Here is a 15717-nt window from a genome sequence, read left to right on the forward strand (position 1 = left end):
GCAAGAACTACCACTTCATCTTCCGCACCATCGGCCGTGATGACCAGCAGGGCCCCGCAGCCGCCAAGTTCATTGCCGAGAAGCTCAAGCCCAAGAAAGTTGCCGTGCTGCACGACAAGCAGTCCTACGGACAGGGCATTGCTTCCTCGGTGCGCGACGACCTGAAGAAGGCCAAGATCGACGTGGCCCTGTTCGAGGGCATCAATGCCGGCGACAGCGACTACTCCGCCGTCATCACCAAGCTCAAGGGCGCTGGCGTGGACTTTGTCTACTACGGCGGCTACCACCCCGAAATGGGTCTGCTGCTGCGCCAGGCTGCCGAGCAGGGCCTGAAGGTCAAGATGATGGGTCCCGAAGGCGTGGGCAACCCCGAAGTCAATGCCATCGCCGGCCCTGCCGTCGAAGGCATGCTGGTGACGCTGCCCGCAGACTTTGCCGCCAACCCCAAGAACGCCGCCGTGGTCAAGGCCTTCCAGGACAAGAAGCGCAATGCATCGGGCGCGTTCCAGCTGACCTCGTTCGCCGCGACCCAGTCCCTCCTGGCCGCCATCAAGGCCGCAGGCGACAGCCCCGCCAAGGTGGCAGACTGGATGCACAAGACCAGCGGCGTGGACACCGTGCTGGGTCCCGTCTCCTGGAACAAGCAGGGTGACCTGAACTCCTTCGACTTCCAGGTCTTCCAGTGGCACAAGGACGGCAGCAAGTCGCTCGCCAAGTAATTCCACCACCTTCTTCCGGGGGTAATGGCAGGGGCCATGCCTCCGGATATTTGCTATCTGGCCCTCGGGCCTTTTCCTGTTTCAAGGGTGGCGTTACATGTCAGACATTTTCCCCCAGCTGATACAACAGCTATTCAACGGGCTCTCACTCGGAGCCATTTACGCCCTGATCGCCATTGGCTACACCATGGTCTACGGCATCATCGGCATGATCAATTTCGCTCACGGAGACATCTACATGATCGGGGCCTATATCGGCCTGGTCACGCTTTCTGCCATAGGCACGCAAAGCGGCCTGCCGGTCTGGGCCATCATCGGCCTGATGCTGGTGGTCGCCGTCTTCGTCACCGGCGTCTACGGCCTGGTGGTCGAACAGGTGGCCTACAAGCCTGTACGCCAGAGCCCGCGCCTGGTGGCGCTGATCTCGGCCATCGGCATGTCCATCTTCCTGCAGAACTGGGTGGCCCTGGGCCAGGGAGCGCGCGACATGGCCGTGCCTTCGCTGCTGCCCGGTGCCATCAACTTCCACATGGGCGATTTCGAGGTCTTCATCCCCTATACCCGCGTGCTCATCATTGCGGTGACCGTGGTGCTGATGATCGCGCTGACCATGTACATCAAGCATTCGCGCATGGGCCGGGCCTCGCGTGCCTGCGCACAGGACATGCACATGGCCAACCTGCTGGGCATTGACACCAACAAGGTGATCTCCTTCACCTTTGTGCTGGGTGCCGTACTGGCCGCCGTAGGCGGCGTGCTGATTGCGCTGGCCGTGGGCAAGCTCAATCCCTTCATCGGTTTTCTGGCCGGCATCAAGGCTTTCACGGCGGCCGTGCTGGGCGGCATCGGATCCATCCCCGGTGCCATGCTGGGCGGTGTGATTCTGGGCGTGGCCGAGACCTTTGCCGCCGCCTACATCTCCTCGGAATACAAGGACATCGTGGCCTTCGGCCTGCTGGTGACCATCCTGATGTTCCGCCCCTCGGGCCTGCTGGGTAAACCTGAAGTGGAGAAAGTCTGATGAAGTACAGCTTTTCTGCCGCTTTGCGCGATGCGCTGATCGCCACCGTGATGACGGCCATCGTCGTCACTCCCATCTTCAGCCTGCACCTGGAGCGCGCCGGCGTGCGCACCATCATCACCCCTGACTGGAGCATGACCGGCTGGGCCTGTCTGGCCATCTTCGTCGTGCAGATGCTCAAGCCCCTGCTCGCCGGCAAGCTGCCCAGCCTCAGCCTGCCGGCCTTGCCACAGATGAAGTCGGGGACCCGCAATGTCGTCATCTTCGTGGTGCTGATGATGGCCGCGTCCTGGCCTTTCTTCGCGGGGCGCAATGCCGTCGATATTGCAACTCTGGCCATGATTTACGTCATGCTGGGCCTGGGCCTGAACGTGGTGGTCGGCTTTGCCGGCCTGCTGGACCTGGGCTTTGTGGGCTTCTACGCCGTGGGTGCCTACACCTACGCGCTGCTGTTCCACTGGGCCGGCTGGACGTTCTGGGAAGCACTGCCGCTGGCGGGTGCAGCCTCTGCGCTGTTCGGCTTCGTGCTGGGATTTCCCGTGCTGCGCCTGCGCGGGGACTATCTGGCCATCGTGACGCTGGGCTTTGGCGAAATCATCCGCCTGCTGCTGGTCAACCTGACCAGCATCACCGGCGGCCCCGATGGTATCTCCAGCATCCCCAAGCCCACCGTGCTGGGCCTGCCCATGACACGCACGCCGCTGACCGAGGACGGCACGACGTTTCACCAGTTCTTCGGCATGGAGTTCAACTCCATGCACATGGTGATCGCGCTGTATCTGATGGCTCTGCTCTTGGCCATGGTGACGCTGTTCATCAGCAACCGCCTGATCCGCATGCCCATTGGCCGCGCCTGGGAAGCGCTGCGCGAAGACGAGATCGCCTGCCGCTCCCTGGGACTGAACCCGATGAAGATCAAGCTCTCGGCCTTCACGCTGGGCGCCATGTTCGCCGGTTTCGGCGGAGCCTTCTTTGCGGCACGCCAGGGCATTGTCAACCCAGAGTCCTTCACCTTCATCGAGTCGGCCCTGATCCTCGCCATCGTGGTGCTGGGCGGCATGGGCTCCCAGCTCGGCGTGATCGTCGCGGCCATCATCCTGACCGTGTTGCCCGAGGTGGCGCGCGAGTTCTCCGAGTACCGCATGCTGATCTTCGGCCTGGTCATGATACTGATGATGATCTGGCGCCCCCAGGGCCTGCTGCCCATGAAGCGGCACCAGGTGGAGGTAAAGCCATGACACCGCACCTGAACGCCATCATTTCAATAACTACAACCACACGCAGGGCAATCGCATGAGCGAGTATTTGCTAGAAGTCAAAGACCTGTGCATGCGCTTCGGCGGCCTGCTGGCCGTGGACAACGTGGGCTTCAACGTACGCCCTCAGGAAGTGTTTGCCATCATCGGCCCCAACGGCGCAGGCAAGACCACGGTGTTCAATTGCATCAGCGGTTTCTACCAGCCTTCGGGTGGCAGCGTCATGCTGGATGGCAAGAGCATCGCAGGCCAGAGCAGCCATCATGTCGCCAACCACGGCGTGGTGCGCACCTTTCAGAACGTCCGCCTGTTCAAGAGCATGACGGCACTGGAAAACCTGCTCGTCGCCCAGCACCGGCAGTCGCGTGCCACCTTGCTCGGCGGTCTTTTCAACACGCCCGGCTATCGCCGTGCCGAACAGGAAAAGATCGACAATGCACTTCAGTGGCTGGACGTGATGGGCCTGCGCCAGTTCGCCAACCGTGAAGCTGGCAATCTGGCCTACGGTCACCAGCGCCGCCTCGAGATCGCCCGCTGCATGATCACCAAGCCGCGCGTGCTGATGCTGGACGAACCGGCCGCCGGCCTGAATCCTCAGGAGAAGAAGGACCTGCAGCACCTGATCGACCAGCTGCGCAAGCAGTACGGCGTCGCCGTGCTGCTGATCGAGCACGATATGGGCTTGGTCATGGGCGTGTCCGAGCGCATTCTGGTCATGGAATACGGCAAGCCCATCGCCATGGGCCTGCCCGAGGCGATTCGCAATGATGAACGGGTCATCAAGGCCTATCTGGGAGAGGCCTGATGAGCCAGCATATGTTGCAACTGGAGCAGGTCTCCACCCACTACGGCGCGATCTGCGCAGTCGATCACGCCAGCCTGCATGTCGATCAGGGCGAGATCGTCACCCTGATCGGCAGCAATGGCGCAGGCAAGACGTCGCTGCTGATGACGGTGTGCGGCAATCCGCGGGCCAGCGGCGGACGCATAGTGTTCGAGGGCGAGGACATCACCCAGATGTCCACCCACCACATCATGCGCCGCGGCATCGCCATCTCGCCCGAAGGCCGTCGCGTCTTCAAGGACCTGACGGTGACCGAGAATCTGCAGATGGGCGGATTTTTCCTGAACAAGGCCGAGATTGCCGACGGCATCGAGCATGTGTTCAAGCTCTTCCCGCGCCTCAAGGAGCGAGCGACGCAGCGCTCGGGCACCATGTCGGGCGGTGAGCAGCAGATGCTGGCCATCGGCCGCGCGCTGATGAGCAAGCCGCGTCTGTTGCTGCTCGACGAGCCCACGCTGGGGCTGGCACCGCTCATCATTGCGCAGATCTTCGAGATCATCCAGACCATCCGCGCTGCGGGTGTGACGGTGTTCCTGGTCGAGCAGAACGCCAACCGCGCCCTGCAGATCGCCGACCGCGGCTACGTGCTGGAAACGGGCAAGGTGGTGCTGGAGGACAGCGGCGCCAATCTGCTGAGCAACGACGCGGTGCGCAAGGCCTATCTGGGACATTGACCGCATACGCGGCCGGCATCGGGCCCCGCAGGACGCAAGTCTTGCGGGGCTTGATCTTGGGGGCCGGCAATCGACCTTAAGATGCCGGCATGACCAAGCATTTGACGATTCTGACAGGCGGCTCCCGTGGCATGGGCCTGTCCATGGGACAGCGGCTGCTGCAGCAGGGCCACCAGTTGCTGAGCATTGCCCGCAAGACCAGTACGGCCCTCGCCTCCAGCGCCAGCCATCCCGGGCAACTGCTGCAATGGGAGCAGGACCTGGCGCAGAGCGCTGCGGCTGCGCAACGCCTCACGACCTGGCTGGAAACGCTGGACCCCGGCGCATGGGCCGGCATCACCCTGATCAACAATGCCGGCGTCATCCCGCAGATTGCGCCACTGTCCCAAGTGCCCGCCACCGATATGATCCATGCCCTGCGCGTAGGTCTTGAAGCCCCCATGGCCCTGACCGGGGCCTTCCTCGGCGCGACCGAAAACTGGAAAATTCCCCGCAAGGTGCTCAATATTTCCTCGGGCCTGGGCCGCCGCGCCATGGCTTCGCAAGCGAGCTACTGCACCGCCAAGGCCGGTATGGACCAGTTCAGCAGCTGCGTAGCGCTGGAGGAAGCGGCCAAGCCCGACGGCGCACGCATTGTGTCGCTGGCCCCCGGCGTCATCGACACCGATATGCAGGTGCAGCTGCGCAGCGCGGCCCCGGCCGATTTCCCGGATGTAGGCCGTTTTGCCAGTCTGCACAGCAATGGCCAGCTGACCTCGGCCGACGAGGCTGCATCCCGCGTGCTGGCCTGGCTGGAGCGCCCCGATTTCGGCGACCAAGTGATTGCCGACGTACGTCAGGCCTGAGCCTGCGCCCGAAGCACGACGCTGCTCCCGCACCGCGGCAGATGCTTTATCCGTCGGCGCCTGCCGCTATTCGGCAGACGCCGGCAAACAAGACAGAAACCGGGGAGCAGTCCCCCCCTATTCGCGCCCCCAGCCCTCGCAAGTCCCGCATGCATGGCAGAATGTCCGATCTGTTCTGCAACCGCCCCGAGGCAGTGCGCAGAACCGCAATCCGCGCCCGTGGGCCACATCGGCAGCAACACCCGATCGGTACGCTGCCTCCGTGCTAGCAACGGCAGCAACCCTGCCGAGCAGCGCGTGCGGATGGCGATCATGTCCGTACAGCATGGCTCGCGCCCCCGGTAAAGACAAATACCCATTGATGGCGGAACCACCGTCCCCGATCATCGAAAAGCCCACCTTCCGTGACTCTGGCCTCTGAGTTCAAGACTCAGGTTCCAGCAGCGACTGCGTCGCCCCCTTTTGCGGGCCTGCGCTCCCCCGTTCGTCTCTGGAGTTTCTTTTTCATGTTTCGCCCAATCCTCATCAGCACAGCCGTGATCGCAAGCGCGGGCCTGAGCTTTTCTGCCGCTGCACAAGACCCTGCGGCCGATTACCCCAACAAGCCCGTGCGCATGATCGTGCCTTTCCCGCCCGGCGGCGGCACCGACATCCTCTCGCGCGTGATTGCCAACAAGCTCACCGAGGTCAGCAAATGGACCGTGGTGCCCGACAACCGTGCGGGCGCGGGTGGCACCATCGGCATCACGGAAGCCGTGAAGGCCGCGCCCACCGGCTACGACATGGTGATGGGCCAGAAGGACAATGTGGTCCTCGGCCCCTACCTCTACAAGAGCCTGCCCTGGAATCCCAGCAAGGACCTGAGCCCTGTGGCCCATGTGGCCTACACGCCGATCGTGATCGCCACGGCCGCCAGCTCGCCCTACAAGAGCCTGGCCGACGTGGTGGCAGCGGCCAAGAAAAACCCGGCCAGGATCACCTACGGCTCACCAGGCAACGGCACCAGCATTCATCTGGCTGGCGTCATGCTGGAAAAAGCCGCGGGAATACAGCTCACGCATGTGCCCTACAAGGGTTCCAATCCCGCGATGATGGATGCACTGGCCGGCAATGTGGATCTGCTGGTGTCTTCCGTGCCATCGGCCATCGCCCAGATCAAGTCCGGCAAGCTGCGCGCGATTGCCGTGACCTCGGCCAAACGTTCGAGCTCTTTGCCGGACACGCCCACGCTGGCCGAATCGGGCCTCAAAGGCTTTGATGTCAGCACCTGGTACGGCCTGTTCATGCCCAAGGGAACGCCCTCGTCCATCGTCGCCAAGGTCAATCTGGAAGTGAACAGGCTGTTGGCCATGCCCGAAGTGCGCGAGGCCATTCTGACCCAGGGCGCCGAGCCCCAATCAATGAGCGTGGCCCACTTCGACAAGATGTTCCAGACCGACTTCAAGCAGTCCAAGCAAGTCGTCGAGTCCTCGGGCGCCAAGATCGAGTGACGCCAAAGCGCGCCGGAGCGCGAGTTCCGGCACGCGCCCCTACAACGCCCGGCGATGGACAGGACTGATCCACATCAATGCACCCTTTGACAAGCTCGTGAATACTTCTCCGGAAATCCTCAAATTTCTGGAGAACACAATGGCATTGCTGGTCTGGGTCCCTGAGCTGGACACCGGGATTGCGGAAATCGACCGGCAGCACCGCCGCATCGTCGACTACATCAACCGGCTCTACGAGCTGCGAAGTTCGCCCGACCGAGAGGGCCTGGGCGATGTGATCGGCGAGATGATCGACTACACCGTCTCGCATTTCGTCTTCGAGGAAAGCCTGATCGAGAGCGCTGGCTACATGTTCGCCGGGCCGCACAAAAAGGTCCATGAGCTGTTCACGCGCCGCGTGATCGAGATGCAGACCCGCTTCGAGGCGGGTGAGGATGTGGCCGCCGAATTGCACGGCATGCTCTCGCGCTGGCTGTTCAACCACATCCGCAACGAAGACCATGGCTATGTGGATTCAGCCAAGGTCTATATACGCATGATGTCCAAAGAAAACGGGCACGCGGCAGAAAAGGAACGGCTCAAAACGGAAGTGCTGCAGGAGCTGGAATTGCAGCGCAAGAAAAAAGGCTGGCTGTCCCGCCTTCTCAATCGCTGAGAGAGCTTCCTTTCAGGTCCACAAAAACGGCTCCCACCGGGAGCCGCTGCTTCGTGGACCGCCGCGCAGCGCTCACTCGCGCACGACCAGCACTGGCACGCGCACCGCTCCAAGCACACGCTGCGTGACGCTGCCCAGCATCAGCTTCTCAAGGCCGCGCCGCCCCTGGGAGCCCATGACGACCAGATCGGCTCCCACGCTTTCCATGGTGCGCACAATGCCTTCATGCACGGCATGGCCCTCGCCCACCAGGGTCTTCACGGGAACTCCGGCCTCGTCCATGATGGCCTTGACCGCATCCAGTGCGGTGTTGGCCTCGGCCGTGGCCGCGCTCAGATACTGCGACTGTCCGTAGGCAAAGTCGGCGCCGACACCGGTGAAAGGATAGGGATCGACCACATACACTGCCGTCACGGCGCTGCCAAAGACCTTGGAGAGCTCGGCGGCCTTGCGTGCTGCCAGCATGGAAGGCTTGGAGCCATCGACGGGAACCAGGATGTGATTGAACATGGACATGTATTTCTCCTTTCAGGTTGCAGGCGACAAGGGCTTCAGGCCAGGGGCCCAGGCAGATGCCGCGCTTCGAACAGCATTCAGTCTGCCTTCATCATGCCTCAGCGTGTTGACATGAATCAACCCTAAAGTTCACAACAGGCCATGGGCCTCAGATGCAGACGTGCGCAGCCTGGTACTCGTAGCATTTGTCCAGCAGCCGGTCGGACTTGTCGGTGAGGGTGATGCGCGTGCCGTCGGGCCGCAGCAGGGAGACGTTCTTGAAGGCGGGCTCATGCAGCTTGCTGGGCGCATCGCGGCGCACGGTCCATGCTTCCTGGACGACGCCCTCGGGCATTTCGAGCATCACGACGATCTGCTCGGTATCGTCTGACAGCCGAATGCACTTGGCGTCATTCATCTCGACCACGGTTCCGGCAGGCGCTGCCAGCGCATAGGGGCATTGCTGAACGCCGCGAACCGGCACCGAGATACCGCCAAGGGCTATCTCCAGTCCGTTGCGGAAATAAATCGTGGGTTCCTTGAGATGGGCCGCCTGCGCTGGGCGATCTTCGGGGGGCTGACAAGCTGAGATCGTGACAAGCGTGGTCAGCACGGCAATGCAATGGGCGTAGAAGCGATTCATATGAAAAACCACGCCTGCAGGGCGTGGTGTGGGCCAGTCGATCTGGCTTCCTGGATGCGGGCTTACGCGGCGTTGTGAACACTTCGTCGCGACGAGCCCGCATCATGCAGCGCAGGGGGCGTCGTTTTGATGCGCTGAAAAGCTTACAGTTTTACCCAAATCTTTCGAGCCGGGCGGCCCGAGCCCTCAGAAGGACTGCCCCGCCTGCTCCTGAAGTTCGGCCCCCTGGAAGTTGCCGCGCCTGTACGTGAGCACCAGCGTGTCACGCACGCCACCGGGCTCAGCGGGTTGAATCGGCGTGGTCTCATGAATCATGCGTGCATCGTCGAGCAGCATCACGGACCAGGGTTCGGTCAACGTGAATCGCTGGCCGTTGGGGCCGCTCGCTTCAAACACGCGGGTCTCACCCCCTTTGACGCCCTTGCGCCCCACCAGCACCACCGCGACCAGATCGACGCCGTCGCGATGCGCGCCTTCAGGTGTGGGACGGCCGATACCGTCCGTGGTGTCGATGCGGAACTGGTGCGCCTCGACAAACCAGCGTTCGTGCCGCTCGTCGGTGCAGAACACCTGATCGGCCAGCTGGCCCAGCGCATTGATCATCTCCAGCCAGGCCGCACTCGTCGTCGTGCGGTCCAGCATGGGCTCGAACATGCGCTGCATGCCCCCATGCAGCGCGTTGTACTCCACGGGCTGCCAGTGGGCGCGGTGGGGCACCTGCCGCACCTGATCGCCTTCGCTGACAAAGCAGGAATGGCGACGGCGTCGATAGCGTCCGCCATCCTTGAGGAAAGCGTCGGGCGGCAGGCCCTGCCAATCCGCATCCATGGCGTGCAGATCGCTCACGCTCAGGCCCATCCACTGGGCAAAGTCCTCGGGCTGCAGCACGGCATAGCCGCGCGCGCGCAGAGACCGGGCTGCCTCGGCAGCGGCAATATAGGGAGGGGAAAACATGATGTGCGCCATAAGGTCGGCAAGCTTACTCCTCGCAGACCGTTGCGACCTGACCCTCGGCATCAAAATTTACGCAAGGCAGCATCAACCAAATTGCATGGATGAAAAAAGCCTGCATCGCAGGCTGCAATGCAGGCAGAGGGCAAGGTGGTGGAGCCGGTGCCGTCCTTCGTCACTTCCGTGACGAAAGCCGGCGGTCTCGGACTCACAACAAGGGCAGGCCCACATAGTTCTCGGCCAGCGAGGTGGAGCCGGCCTTGGAGTGGACGATGTAGTCCAGCTCTGCCTCCTGCACCTTGGTGTTGAACTCGCCCTCGCCAGGGAAGTTGTGCAGCATGGAGGTCATCCACCAGGAGAAGCGCTCGGCCTTCCAGATGCGGCGCAGGCACTGCTCGGAGTAGCGGTCGATACCGGCTTCGGACTGCTCTTTGTAGTACTCGACAAAAGCCTGCGACAGATAGCCCACGTCGGACGCCGCCAGGTTCAGGCCCTTGGCACCGGTGGGTGGAACGATGTGTGCGGCGTCGCCGGCCAGGAACATGCGGCCGAAGCGCATGGGCTCGGTCACGAAACTGCGCAGCGGGGCAATGCTTTTTTCCAGCGACGGCCCTGTCACCAGATTGGCGCGCGCTTCGGGGTCCAGGCGCTTCTTGAGTTCCTCCCAGAATGCCTCGTCACTCCAGTCCTCGACCTTGTCGGTCAGGGGCACCTGCAGATAGTAGCGGCTGCGCGTGGCACTGCGCTGACTGCACAGGGCAAAGCCGCGCTCGGTGTTGGCGTAGATCAACTCGTGCGACACGGGCGGCGTATCGGAGAGCAGGCCCAGCCAGCCAAACGGATAGACCTTCTCGAAGGTCTTGATCTTCTCCTGGGGCGCACTGGCGCGGCAGATGCCGTGAAAGCCGTCGCAGCCGGCAATGAAGTCGCATTCGATCTCGTGCACCTGGCCGTCTTTTTCGTAGCGCACCCTGGGCTTGTCGCCCTCGAAGTCCAAGGGCTGCACATGGCTGGCCTCATAGACCGTCGTCAGCCCTTCCTGGGCGCGCACTTCCATCAGGTCGCGGGTGACTTCGGTCTGGCCGTAGACCATCACCCGCTTGCCGCCGGTCAGGCCGTTGAGGTCGATGCGGTGACGCTGGCCCTTGAACAGCAGCTCGATACCATCGTGGGGCAGCCCCTCCTCATTCATGCGCTTGTCGGCACCTGCCTGCTTGAGCAGATCCACCGTCACCTGCTCCAGCACGCCGGCGCGGATGCGGCCCAGCACATAGTCTGCGCTGCGCTGCTCGATGATGATGTTGTCGATGCCCGCCTTGTAGAGCAACTGCCCCAGCAACAAACCCGAGGGACCGGCACCGATGATGGCGACTTGTGTACGCATGAATATGACTCCTTGTTATGGCTCAAAAACCTGTCAATCGGCGCGCGTGACGACGCCGTTTGCGCTGTGCAGCAAGACTAAGTTTTGTGCTGCATCAAGACAAAGGAGAGCATCGATGTTTGCGCGATAATCGCACAATGAGATCGATGATCGCGCAAAACACACTACGAAACCGGCCATGACTGAACCCGGCCTCTCTTCCATCGCTCCCGCGGACTTCATTGCCGGCCTGGCCAAGGGCCTGGCCGTGCTGGAGAGCTTTGACACCGAGCGCCAGCGCCTGAATGCCACCATGGCCGCCGAGCGCGCGGGCATCACGCGTGCGGCGGCCCGCCGCCATCTGCTCACGCTGGCCTATCTCGGCTATCTGGAGTCCGATGGCAGCTATTTCTGGCTGGCCCCCAAGGTGCTGCGCCTGTCGGGCAGCTATCTGGCCTCGGCGCGGCTGCCGCGCATCGTGCAGCCTGTGCTGCACCGGCTGGCGGCGCAGACCGGACTGTCGTACTCCTGCGTGGTACGCGAAGGCCGAGAAGTCGTCATCGTCGCGCGCAGCGCCGTGCATGAAAAAGGCGAGCGCCTGATGGCCCACGGTCTGCATCTGGGCACCCGTCTGCCGGCGCACGCCACGTCCACCGGCCGGGTGCTGCTGGCCTCGCTATCAGCCTCGGAACTCGATGACTGGCTGGATACCTATGACCTGCCCAAGCTGACGGCGCACACGGTATCTGATCGTTCGGCATTGAAGACGCTGCTCGGCGAAGTGCGCCGACTCGACTACTGCATGGCGCTCGAAGAACATGAGCTGGCCATTCAGGCCGTGGCCGTGCCGCTGCGCAATATGCAAGGACGCACCGTGGCAGCGCTGAACGTGGTGACATCGGCCAAACGCATGAGCCCCCAGACCATGCAGCGGGAAATACTGCCGCTGTTGCAGGAAGCAGCCAGAACCTTGCGTCCGCTGCTTTGATGGGATCAATACCAGAGCCGCTTGCGCATGCATCCTCTTGATTTCAGATCTAGCGATCACTGAAGGCTCTATTCGACAGGCGCAAGCAGCCCACCAATCCATCGCAGAGTCTGTAGCCCGCACCCGGCGCCCCCCTGTACAGCCGGGTCTTGAAGCCGGTTTGCGATCTCAGATATGACCGCTTTCCACGGAACAGACCTGCATGCTGAGTCGGCGCAGCAACTCGGCCGTGCGGCGCATCAGCGGCGTGGACTTCTTCTTGGCGGGCTGCACCAGGCACAGGGTGCTGACGATATGCGGCGACTTGATGGGCACCTCCACCAGCGATGCATCCGTGGCATGGCTGTGCATGGCACTATCGGTCAGCGCCGCATAGCCGTAGCCGCCGCGCACCAGATCCAGAATGGCGGGCACGCTGGAGACTTCCCAGACCACATTGAGCTTGACCTGGGACAGCGTGGCCTGGGCCTCCATCAGCTTGCGGAAAATCTGCCCGTGCTGGGGCATGATCAGCGGGAACTCGGCCAGATGCTCGAAGGGGATGCTGGTGCGCCCTGCCAGCGTGCTGGCCGGGCCGATCAGGCACAGACGCTCTTCGAGCACGGGCGAGACCTCGATCTGTGGATGCGGCTCCGGCGTATAGACCAGACCCAAGTCCATGCGCCCCGAGGTCAGCCACTCCGAGATGTTCATGGAAAAGCCCTCGACCACCGCCAGCCTGGCCTTGGGCATCTCGCGGCTGAAACCGTCGATCAGGGGCAGGGTCAGGCGCCGAGCCAGGCTCGGTGGCAGGCCGACGGTGATGCGCCCCACAGGCTCGTCGCGCTGGCTGCCCAGGTCTTCCTTGGCCATGGCCACGCGCTGCATGATGGCGTGACCATGCTCGAGCAGGCGGCGCCCCGCATCGGTCAAAGTGACGCCGCGCCCGGTGCGTATCAGCAGGGTCTCGCGCAACTCGGTCTCCAGCGCCCGCACCTGGCGGCTCAGCGCTGGCTGGGCGGTGTCCAGCAGTACCGCAGCCTTGCTGAAGCTCCCCACTTCGGCCACCCGAACAAAGGTCTCTATCTGCTGCAGATTCATGCTCACACCTTTCAAAACAAGCTATGCTATTTTGCTATAGCTGCTAGCCTCAGCTAGACCTAGGTGTTTATGCCTCAGGTGACACAATGTAAGCAGCTGGGCCTGAATATCAAAAAATAACAGCCGACGATATCAACAATGCGTGGTCCACACGCAATTCATCATCGACATCCTTCCTGGGAGACAAAATGACCCATCAGCTCACCATGAGCCGTCGCCAAGCTGCCTTCGCACTCGGCGCCATTGCCGCAGCCGTGGCCGCCCCCTCGTTCGCCCAGAGCGACAAGTGGCCCACCAAGTCTTCGCGCATCATCAACCCCTTCCCCGTGGGCGGCGGCCCCGATGGCATTTCGCGCCTCGTGGCCGACAAGCTGGGCCGCGCCTGGGGCCAGCCTGTCGTGGTGGAAAACCGTCCCGGCGGCAACGGCTTCATTGCGATCAACGAATTCAAGCGCGGCGCGGCCGACGGAACGGACATGATCCAGCTGGACAACGTCCACATCGCCGCCTACCCCCACCTGTTCAAGAAGCTGCCCTACGACCTGAACAAGGACTTCGACATCTTGATGCCCTTGTTCCGCAACTACTTCTTCGTCTGCGTGCCCGTCAACAGCCCCTACAAGACCATTGGGGACCTGATCGCCGATGCCAAGGCGCATCCCGGCAAGCTGAACTACGGCTCCTGGTCCGTCGGCAACCCCGTGCATCTGGGCTCCGCCCTGTTGGAAAACCAGACCGGCACCAAGATGGAGCACGTGATCTACAAGGAAACCAGCCAGCTGTACCAGGGCGTGGCCAACGGCGAGCTGACCTTTGCCCTGGGTTCCCTGGGAACCGCTGGGCCACTGGTGCGCGGCGGCAAGCTGCGCTTCCTGGCGGTGGCTGCGCCCAGCCGCATTGCCGGCTTCGAGAATGTGCCCACGGTGTCGGAGTCGGGTGGCCCCAAGGATTTTGCAGCCATCGGCTGGAACGCACTGGCCGTGCGCCCCGGCACACCTGCGGCCGTGATCGAGAAGATCCGCACCGATGTCCGCCAGGCGCTGACCGGCCAGGACGTGAAGGAAAAGTTCGCCGCCTTCGGCTACGAGTCCTTCAACCCCACACCTGCAGAGTTCAAGGCCTTCATGGCTTCCGAGAGCAAGCGCTTTGGCGAGGTGATCAAGAAGGCCGGCCTGGCGCTGGACTGATTCTCCCACCCTCAATAGAAAAACCGCCTCCTTCAGGCGGTTTTTTCATGCCCTGCGACCGCCGCGGAAAAGCCCGGTGTGGCGCACCGGGCTTTGGCAGGTACACCGAGACGGGCGTTTACTGATCGCGCGCCTCGATGGCACGGTTGATGCCCAGCGCAGCCAGCGTGCACAAGGCACCCGAGAGCAGATAGATGCCCAGAGCCACCAGACCGAACTTGGCCGAGACGCCCAGCGCCACCAGCGGCGCGAACGCCGCGCCGATGAGCCAGGCCATGTCGGTGGACAGGGCCGCGCCGGTGTAGCGGTAGCGCGACGAGAAGTTGGATGTCACCGTGCCCGATGCCTGGCCGTAGGACAGGCCCAGCAGCACAAAGCCCACGAGGATGAACACATTGTTGCCGGTGCTGCCGCTGCCCAGCAGCCAGGGCGCCAGAAAGCTGAAGATGCCGATCAGGCAGGCCATGGTTCCCAGAGTGTTGCGGCGCCCCACGCGGTCCGCCAGCCAGCCCGAGAGCACGATGGCCGCGCCGGCCAGCAGCGCGCCGATGATCTGCACCACCAGCACCTCGGTCATGGATTGATCGGAGTACATGGAAATCCAGGACAGCGGAAACACGGTCACCAGATGGAACAGCGCAAAGCTGGCCAGCGCTGCGAACGCACCGATCATCACATTGCGGCCTTCGTTGGCCATCAGACTGCTCACGCTGATCGGCTCCAGCTCACGCTCCTGCAGAAGCTGGGTATAGGACTGGCCCACAACCAGACGCAGGCGGGCAAACAGCGCCACCACGTTGATGGCGAAGGCCACGCAGAAGGGGTAACGCCAGCCGTAGCTCATGAACTCGTCGGCCGTCAGGCTGGAGTACAGATAGGCAAACAGCGCGGCCGCGATGATGAAGCCCAGGGGGGCCCCCAGTTGGCCAATCATCGAGTACCAGCCTCGCTTGTTCTGAGGGGCCGACATGGCCAGCAGCGAAGGCAGGCCATCCCAGGAGCCGCCCAGCGCCAGCCCCTGGCCGATGCGCAGGATCACCAGCGCCCAGACGGCCTTCATGCCGGCTGTCTCATAGCTGGGCAAAAAAGTCATGCCCACCGTGCAGACGCCCAGCAGGAGCAGCGCCAGCGTCAGTTTGGTGGCACGCCCCCAGACTCGCTGCACGGCCATCGACAATGCCGTGCCCACGGGACGGGCCACAAAGGCCAGCGAGAAGATCGCAAACGCGGCCAGCGTGCCGTCGAGCTTGGACAGATAGGGGAACAGCAGCGAGGGAAACACCAGCACGCAAGCGATACCGAACACGAAGAAGTCAAAGTACTCGGAAGAGCGCCCGATGATCACGCCCACCGCGATCTCGCCAGGGGTCACATCCTCGTCAGTCTCCGCATACGCCAGGGTTTCCGAATTCTCATAGTCTTGCTGAGTAAGACCAACGGACGGGTTCATGCTTGTCATAAAGGTACAACTCCTTGTCTTACTTTTCAGTCCCGGGGACGCTTTCC

At 62.8% G+C, this 15717-nt stretch carries 16 protein-coding genes; 10 read left to right on the forward strand and 6 right to left on the reverse strand.

Annotation, left to right across the window (positions count from 1 at the left end; genetic code table 11):
• From E2583_RS18695 to E2583_RS18730, 8 genes are all read left to right on the forward strand, one after another.
• The coding region (locus E2583_RS18695) for an ABC transporter substrate-binding protein (protein ID WP_291597711.1) at positions 1-719 on the forward strand (719 nt) is incomplete at its 5' end.
• Between the two features lie 97 nt (positions 720-816).
• A complete protein-coding gene (livH, locus tag E2583_RS18700; protein ID WP_291597712.1) occupies positions 817-1740 on the forward strand; it encodes a high-affinity branched-chain amino acid ABC transporter permease LivH in 924 nt (307 codons plus the stop codon).
• On the forward strand, positions 1740-2978 hold the full coding sequence (locus E2583_RS18705) for a high-affinity branched-chain amino acid ABC transporter permease LivM (protein WP_291597713.1): 1239 nt from the start codon (positions 1740-1742) through the stop codon (positions 2976-2978). Before livH ends, E2583_RS18705 begins: the two co-directional genes overlap by 1 nt.
• Positions 2979-3033: 55 nt before the next feature.
• Positions 3034-3801, forward strand: a complete 768-nt coding sequence (gene livG, locus E2583_RS18710) for a high-affinity branched-chain amino acid ABC transporter ATP-binding protein LivG (RefSeq protein WP_291597714.1) — start codon at positions 3034-3036, stop codon at positions 3799-3801.
• Positions 3801-4514, forward strand: a complete 714-nt coding sequence (locus E2583_RS18715; RefSeq protein WP_291597716.1) for an ABC transporter ATP-binding protein — start codon at positions 3801-3803, stop codon at positions 4512-4514. The genes livG and E2583_RS18715 overlap by 1 nt, the downstream gene beginning before the upstream one ends.
• Positions 4515-4603: 89 nt before the next feature.
• Positions 4604-5359 (forward strand): SDR family NAD(P)-dependent oxidoreductase, encoded by a 756-nt coding sequence (locus E2583_RS18720; protein WP_291597717.1) that lies wholly within the window; start codon positions 4604-4606, stop codon positions 5357-5359.
• A 506-nt stretch (positions 5360-5865) separates the two neighbouring features.
• Positions 5866-6849, forward strand: a complete 984-nt coding sequence (locus E2583_RS18725) for a tripartite tricarboxylate transporter substrate binding protein (RefSeq protein WP_291597718.1) — start codon at positions 5866-5868, stop codon at positions 6847-6849.
• A gap of 139 nt (positions 6850-6988) precedes the next feature.
• Positions 6989-7504, forward strand: coding sequence for a bacteriohemerythrin (locus E2583_RS18730; protein ID WP_291597719.1), 516 nt, complete (start codon positions 6989-6991; stop codon positions 7502-7504).
• 72 nt (positions 7505-7576) lie between these two features.
• Here E2583_RS18730 and E2583_RS18735 read toward each other — a convergent pair whose 3' ends face one another.
• The 4 genes from E2583_RS18735 to pobA form a co-directional block, all read right to left on the reverse strand.
• A complete protein-coding gene (locus tag E2583_RS18735; protein WP_029158699.1) occupies positions 7577-8014 on the reverse strand; it encodes a universal stress protein in 438 nt (145 codons plus the stop codon).
• Between the two features lie 154 nt (positions 8015-8168).
• Positions 8169-8642: a hypothetical protein gene (locus tag E2583_RS18740; RefSeq protein ID WP_291597720.1), complete on the reverse strand. Its 474-nt coding sequence runs from the start codon at positions 8640-8642 to the stop codon at positions 8169-8171.
• 186 nt (positions 8643-8828) lie between these two features.
• Positions 8829-9608: a 2OG-Fe dioxygenase family protein gene (locus E2583_RS18745; RefSeq protein ID WP_291597721.1), complete on the reverse strand. Its 780-nt coding sequence runs from the start codon at positions 9606-9608 to the stop codon at positions 8829-8831.
• Between the two features lie 193 nt (positions 9609-9801).
• Positions 9802-10977 carry a 4-hydroxybenzoate 3-monooxygenase gene (gene pobA / locus E2583_RS18750; protein ID WP_291597722.1) on the reverse strand — a complete coding sequence of 392 codons (1176 nt, stop codon included), beginning with the start codon at positions 10975-10977 and terminating at the stop codon, positions 9802-9804.
• Positions 10978-11155: 178 nt separating this feature from the next.
• Between pobA and E2583_RS18755 the strand changes: the two genes are divergently transcribed.
• Positions 11156-11944 (forward strand): IclR family transcriptional regulator C-terminal domain-containing protein, encoded by a 789-nt coding sequence (locus E2583_RS18755; protein ID WP_291597723.1) that lies wholly within the window; start codon positions 11156-11158, stop codon positions 11942-11944.
• 168 nt (positions 11945-12112) lie between these two features.
• On the opposite strand, the gene E2583_RS18760 is transcribed toward E2583_RS18755, so the two are convergent.
• Positions 12113-13024 carry a LysR family transcriptional regulator gene (locus E2583_RS18760; protein ID WP_003055493.1) on the reverse strand — a complete coding sequence of 304 codons (912 nt, stop codon included), beginning with the start codon at positions 13022-13024 and terminating at the stop codon, positions 12113-12115.
• Positions 13025-13212: 188 nt separating this feature from the next.
• Here E2583_RS18760 and E2583_RS18765 point away from each other — a divergent pair, with 188 nt between their 5' ends.
• Positions 13213-14211: a tripartite tricarboxylate transporter substrate binding protein gene (locus E2583_RS18765; RefSeq protein WP_291597724.1), complete on the forward strand. Its 999-nt coding sequence runs from the start codon at positions 13213-13215 to the stop codon at positions 14209-14211.
• A gap of 118 nt (positions 14212-14329) precedes the next feature.
• On the opposite strand, the gene E2583_RS18770 is transcribed toward E2583_RS18765, so the two are convergent.
• A complete protein-coding gene (locus E2583_RS18770) occupies positions 14330-15670 on the reverse strand; it encodes an MFS transporter (RefSeq protein ID WP_291597725.1) in 1341 nt (446 codons plus the stop codon).
• Between the last annotated feature and the right edge of the window lie 47 nt (positions 15671-15717).

It is taken from the genome of Comamonas sp. (genome assembly GCF_009360615.1).
In the GTDB taxonomy this organism is placed as follows: domain Bacteria; phylum Pseudomonadota; class Gammaproteobacteria; order Burkholderiales; family Burkholderiaceae_C; genus Comamonas.

What these genes read in the sequence shown, in the direction of transcription:
- livH (WP_291597712.1), top strand. Translation starts at nt 817, where the DNA reads ATGTCAGACATTTTCCCCCAGCTGATACAACAGCTATTCAACGGGCTC.
- E2583_RS18705 (WP_291597713.1), top strand. Translation starts at nt 1,740, where the DNA reads ATGAAGTACAGCTTTTCTGCCGCTTTGCGCGATGCGCTGATCGCCACC.
- livG (WP_291597714.1), top strand. Translation starts at nt 3,034, where the DNA reads ATGAGCGAGTATTTGCTAGAAGTCAAAGACCTGTGCATGCGCTTCGGC.
- E2583_RS18715 (WP_291597716.1), top strand. Translation starts at nt 3,801, where the DNA reads ATGAGCCAGCATATGTTGCAACTGGAGCAGGTCTCCACCCACTACGGC.
- E2583_RS18720 (WP_291597717.1), top strand. Translation starts at nt 4,604, where the DNA reads ATGACCAAGCATTTGACGATTCTGACAGGCGGCTCCCGTGGCATGGGC.
- E2583_RS18725 (WP_291597718.1), top strand. Translation starts at nt 5,866, where the DNA reads ATGTTTCGCCCAATCCTCATCAGCACAGCCGTGATCGCAAGCGCGGGC.
- E2583_RS18730 (WP_291597719.1), top strand. Translation starts at nt 6,989, where the DNA reads ATGGCATTGCTGGTCTGGGTCCCTGAGCTGGACACCGGGATTGCGGAA.
- E2583_RS18735 (WP_029158699.1), bottom strand. Translation starts at nt 8,014, where the DNA reads ATGTTCAATCACATCCTGGTTCCCGTCGATGGCTCCAAGCCTTCCATG.
- E2583_RS18740 (WP_291597720.1), bottom strand. Translation starts at nt 8,642, where the DNA reads ATGAATCGCTTCTACGCCCATTGCATTGCCGTGCTGACCACGCTTGTC.
- E2583_RS18745 (WP_291597721.1), bottom strand. Translation starts at nt 9,608, where the DNA reads ATGGCGCACATCATGTTTTCCCCTCCCTATATTGCCGCTGCCGAGGCA.
- pobA (WP_291597722.1), bottom strand. Translation starts at nt 10,977, where the DNA reads ATGCGTACACAAGTCGCCATCATCGGTGCCGGTCCCTCGGGTTTGTTG.
- E2583_RS18755 (WP_291597723.1), top strand. Translation starts at nt 11,156, where the DNA reads ATGACTGAACCCGGCCTCTCTTCCATCGCTCCCGCGGACTTCATTGCC.
- E2583_RS18760 (WP_003055493.1), bottom strand. Translation starts at nt 13,024, where the DNA reads ATGAATCTGCAGCAGATAGAGACCTTTGTTCGGGTGGCCGAAGTGGGG.
- E2583_RS18765 (WP_291597724.1), top strand. Translation starts at nt 13,213, where the DNA reads ATGACCCATCAGCTCACCATGAGCCGTCGCCAAGCTGCCTTCGCACTC.
- E2583_RS18770 (WP_291597725.1), bottom strand. Translation starts at nt 15,670, where the DNA reads ATGACAAGCATGAACCCGTCCGTTGGTCTTACTCAGCAAGACTATGAG.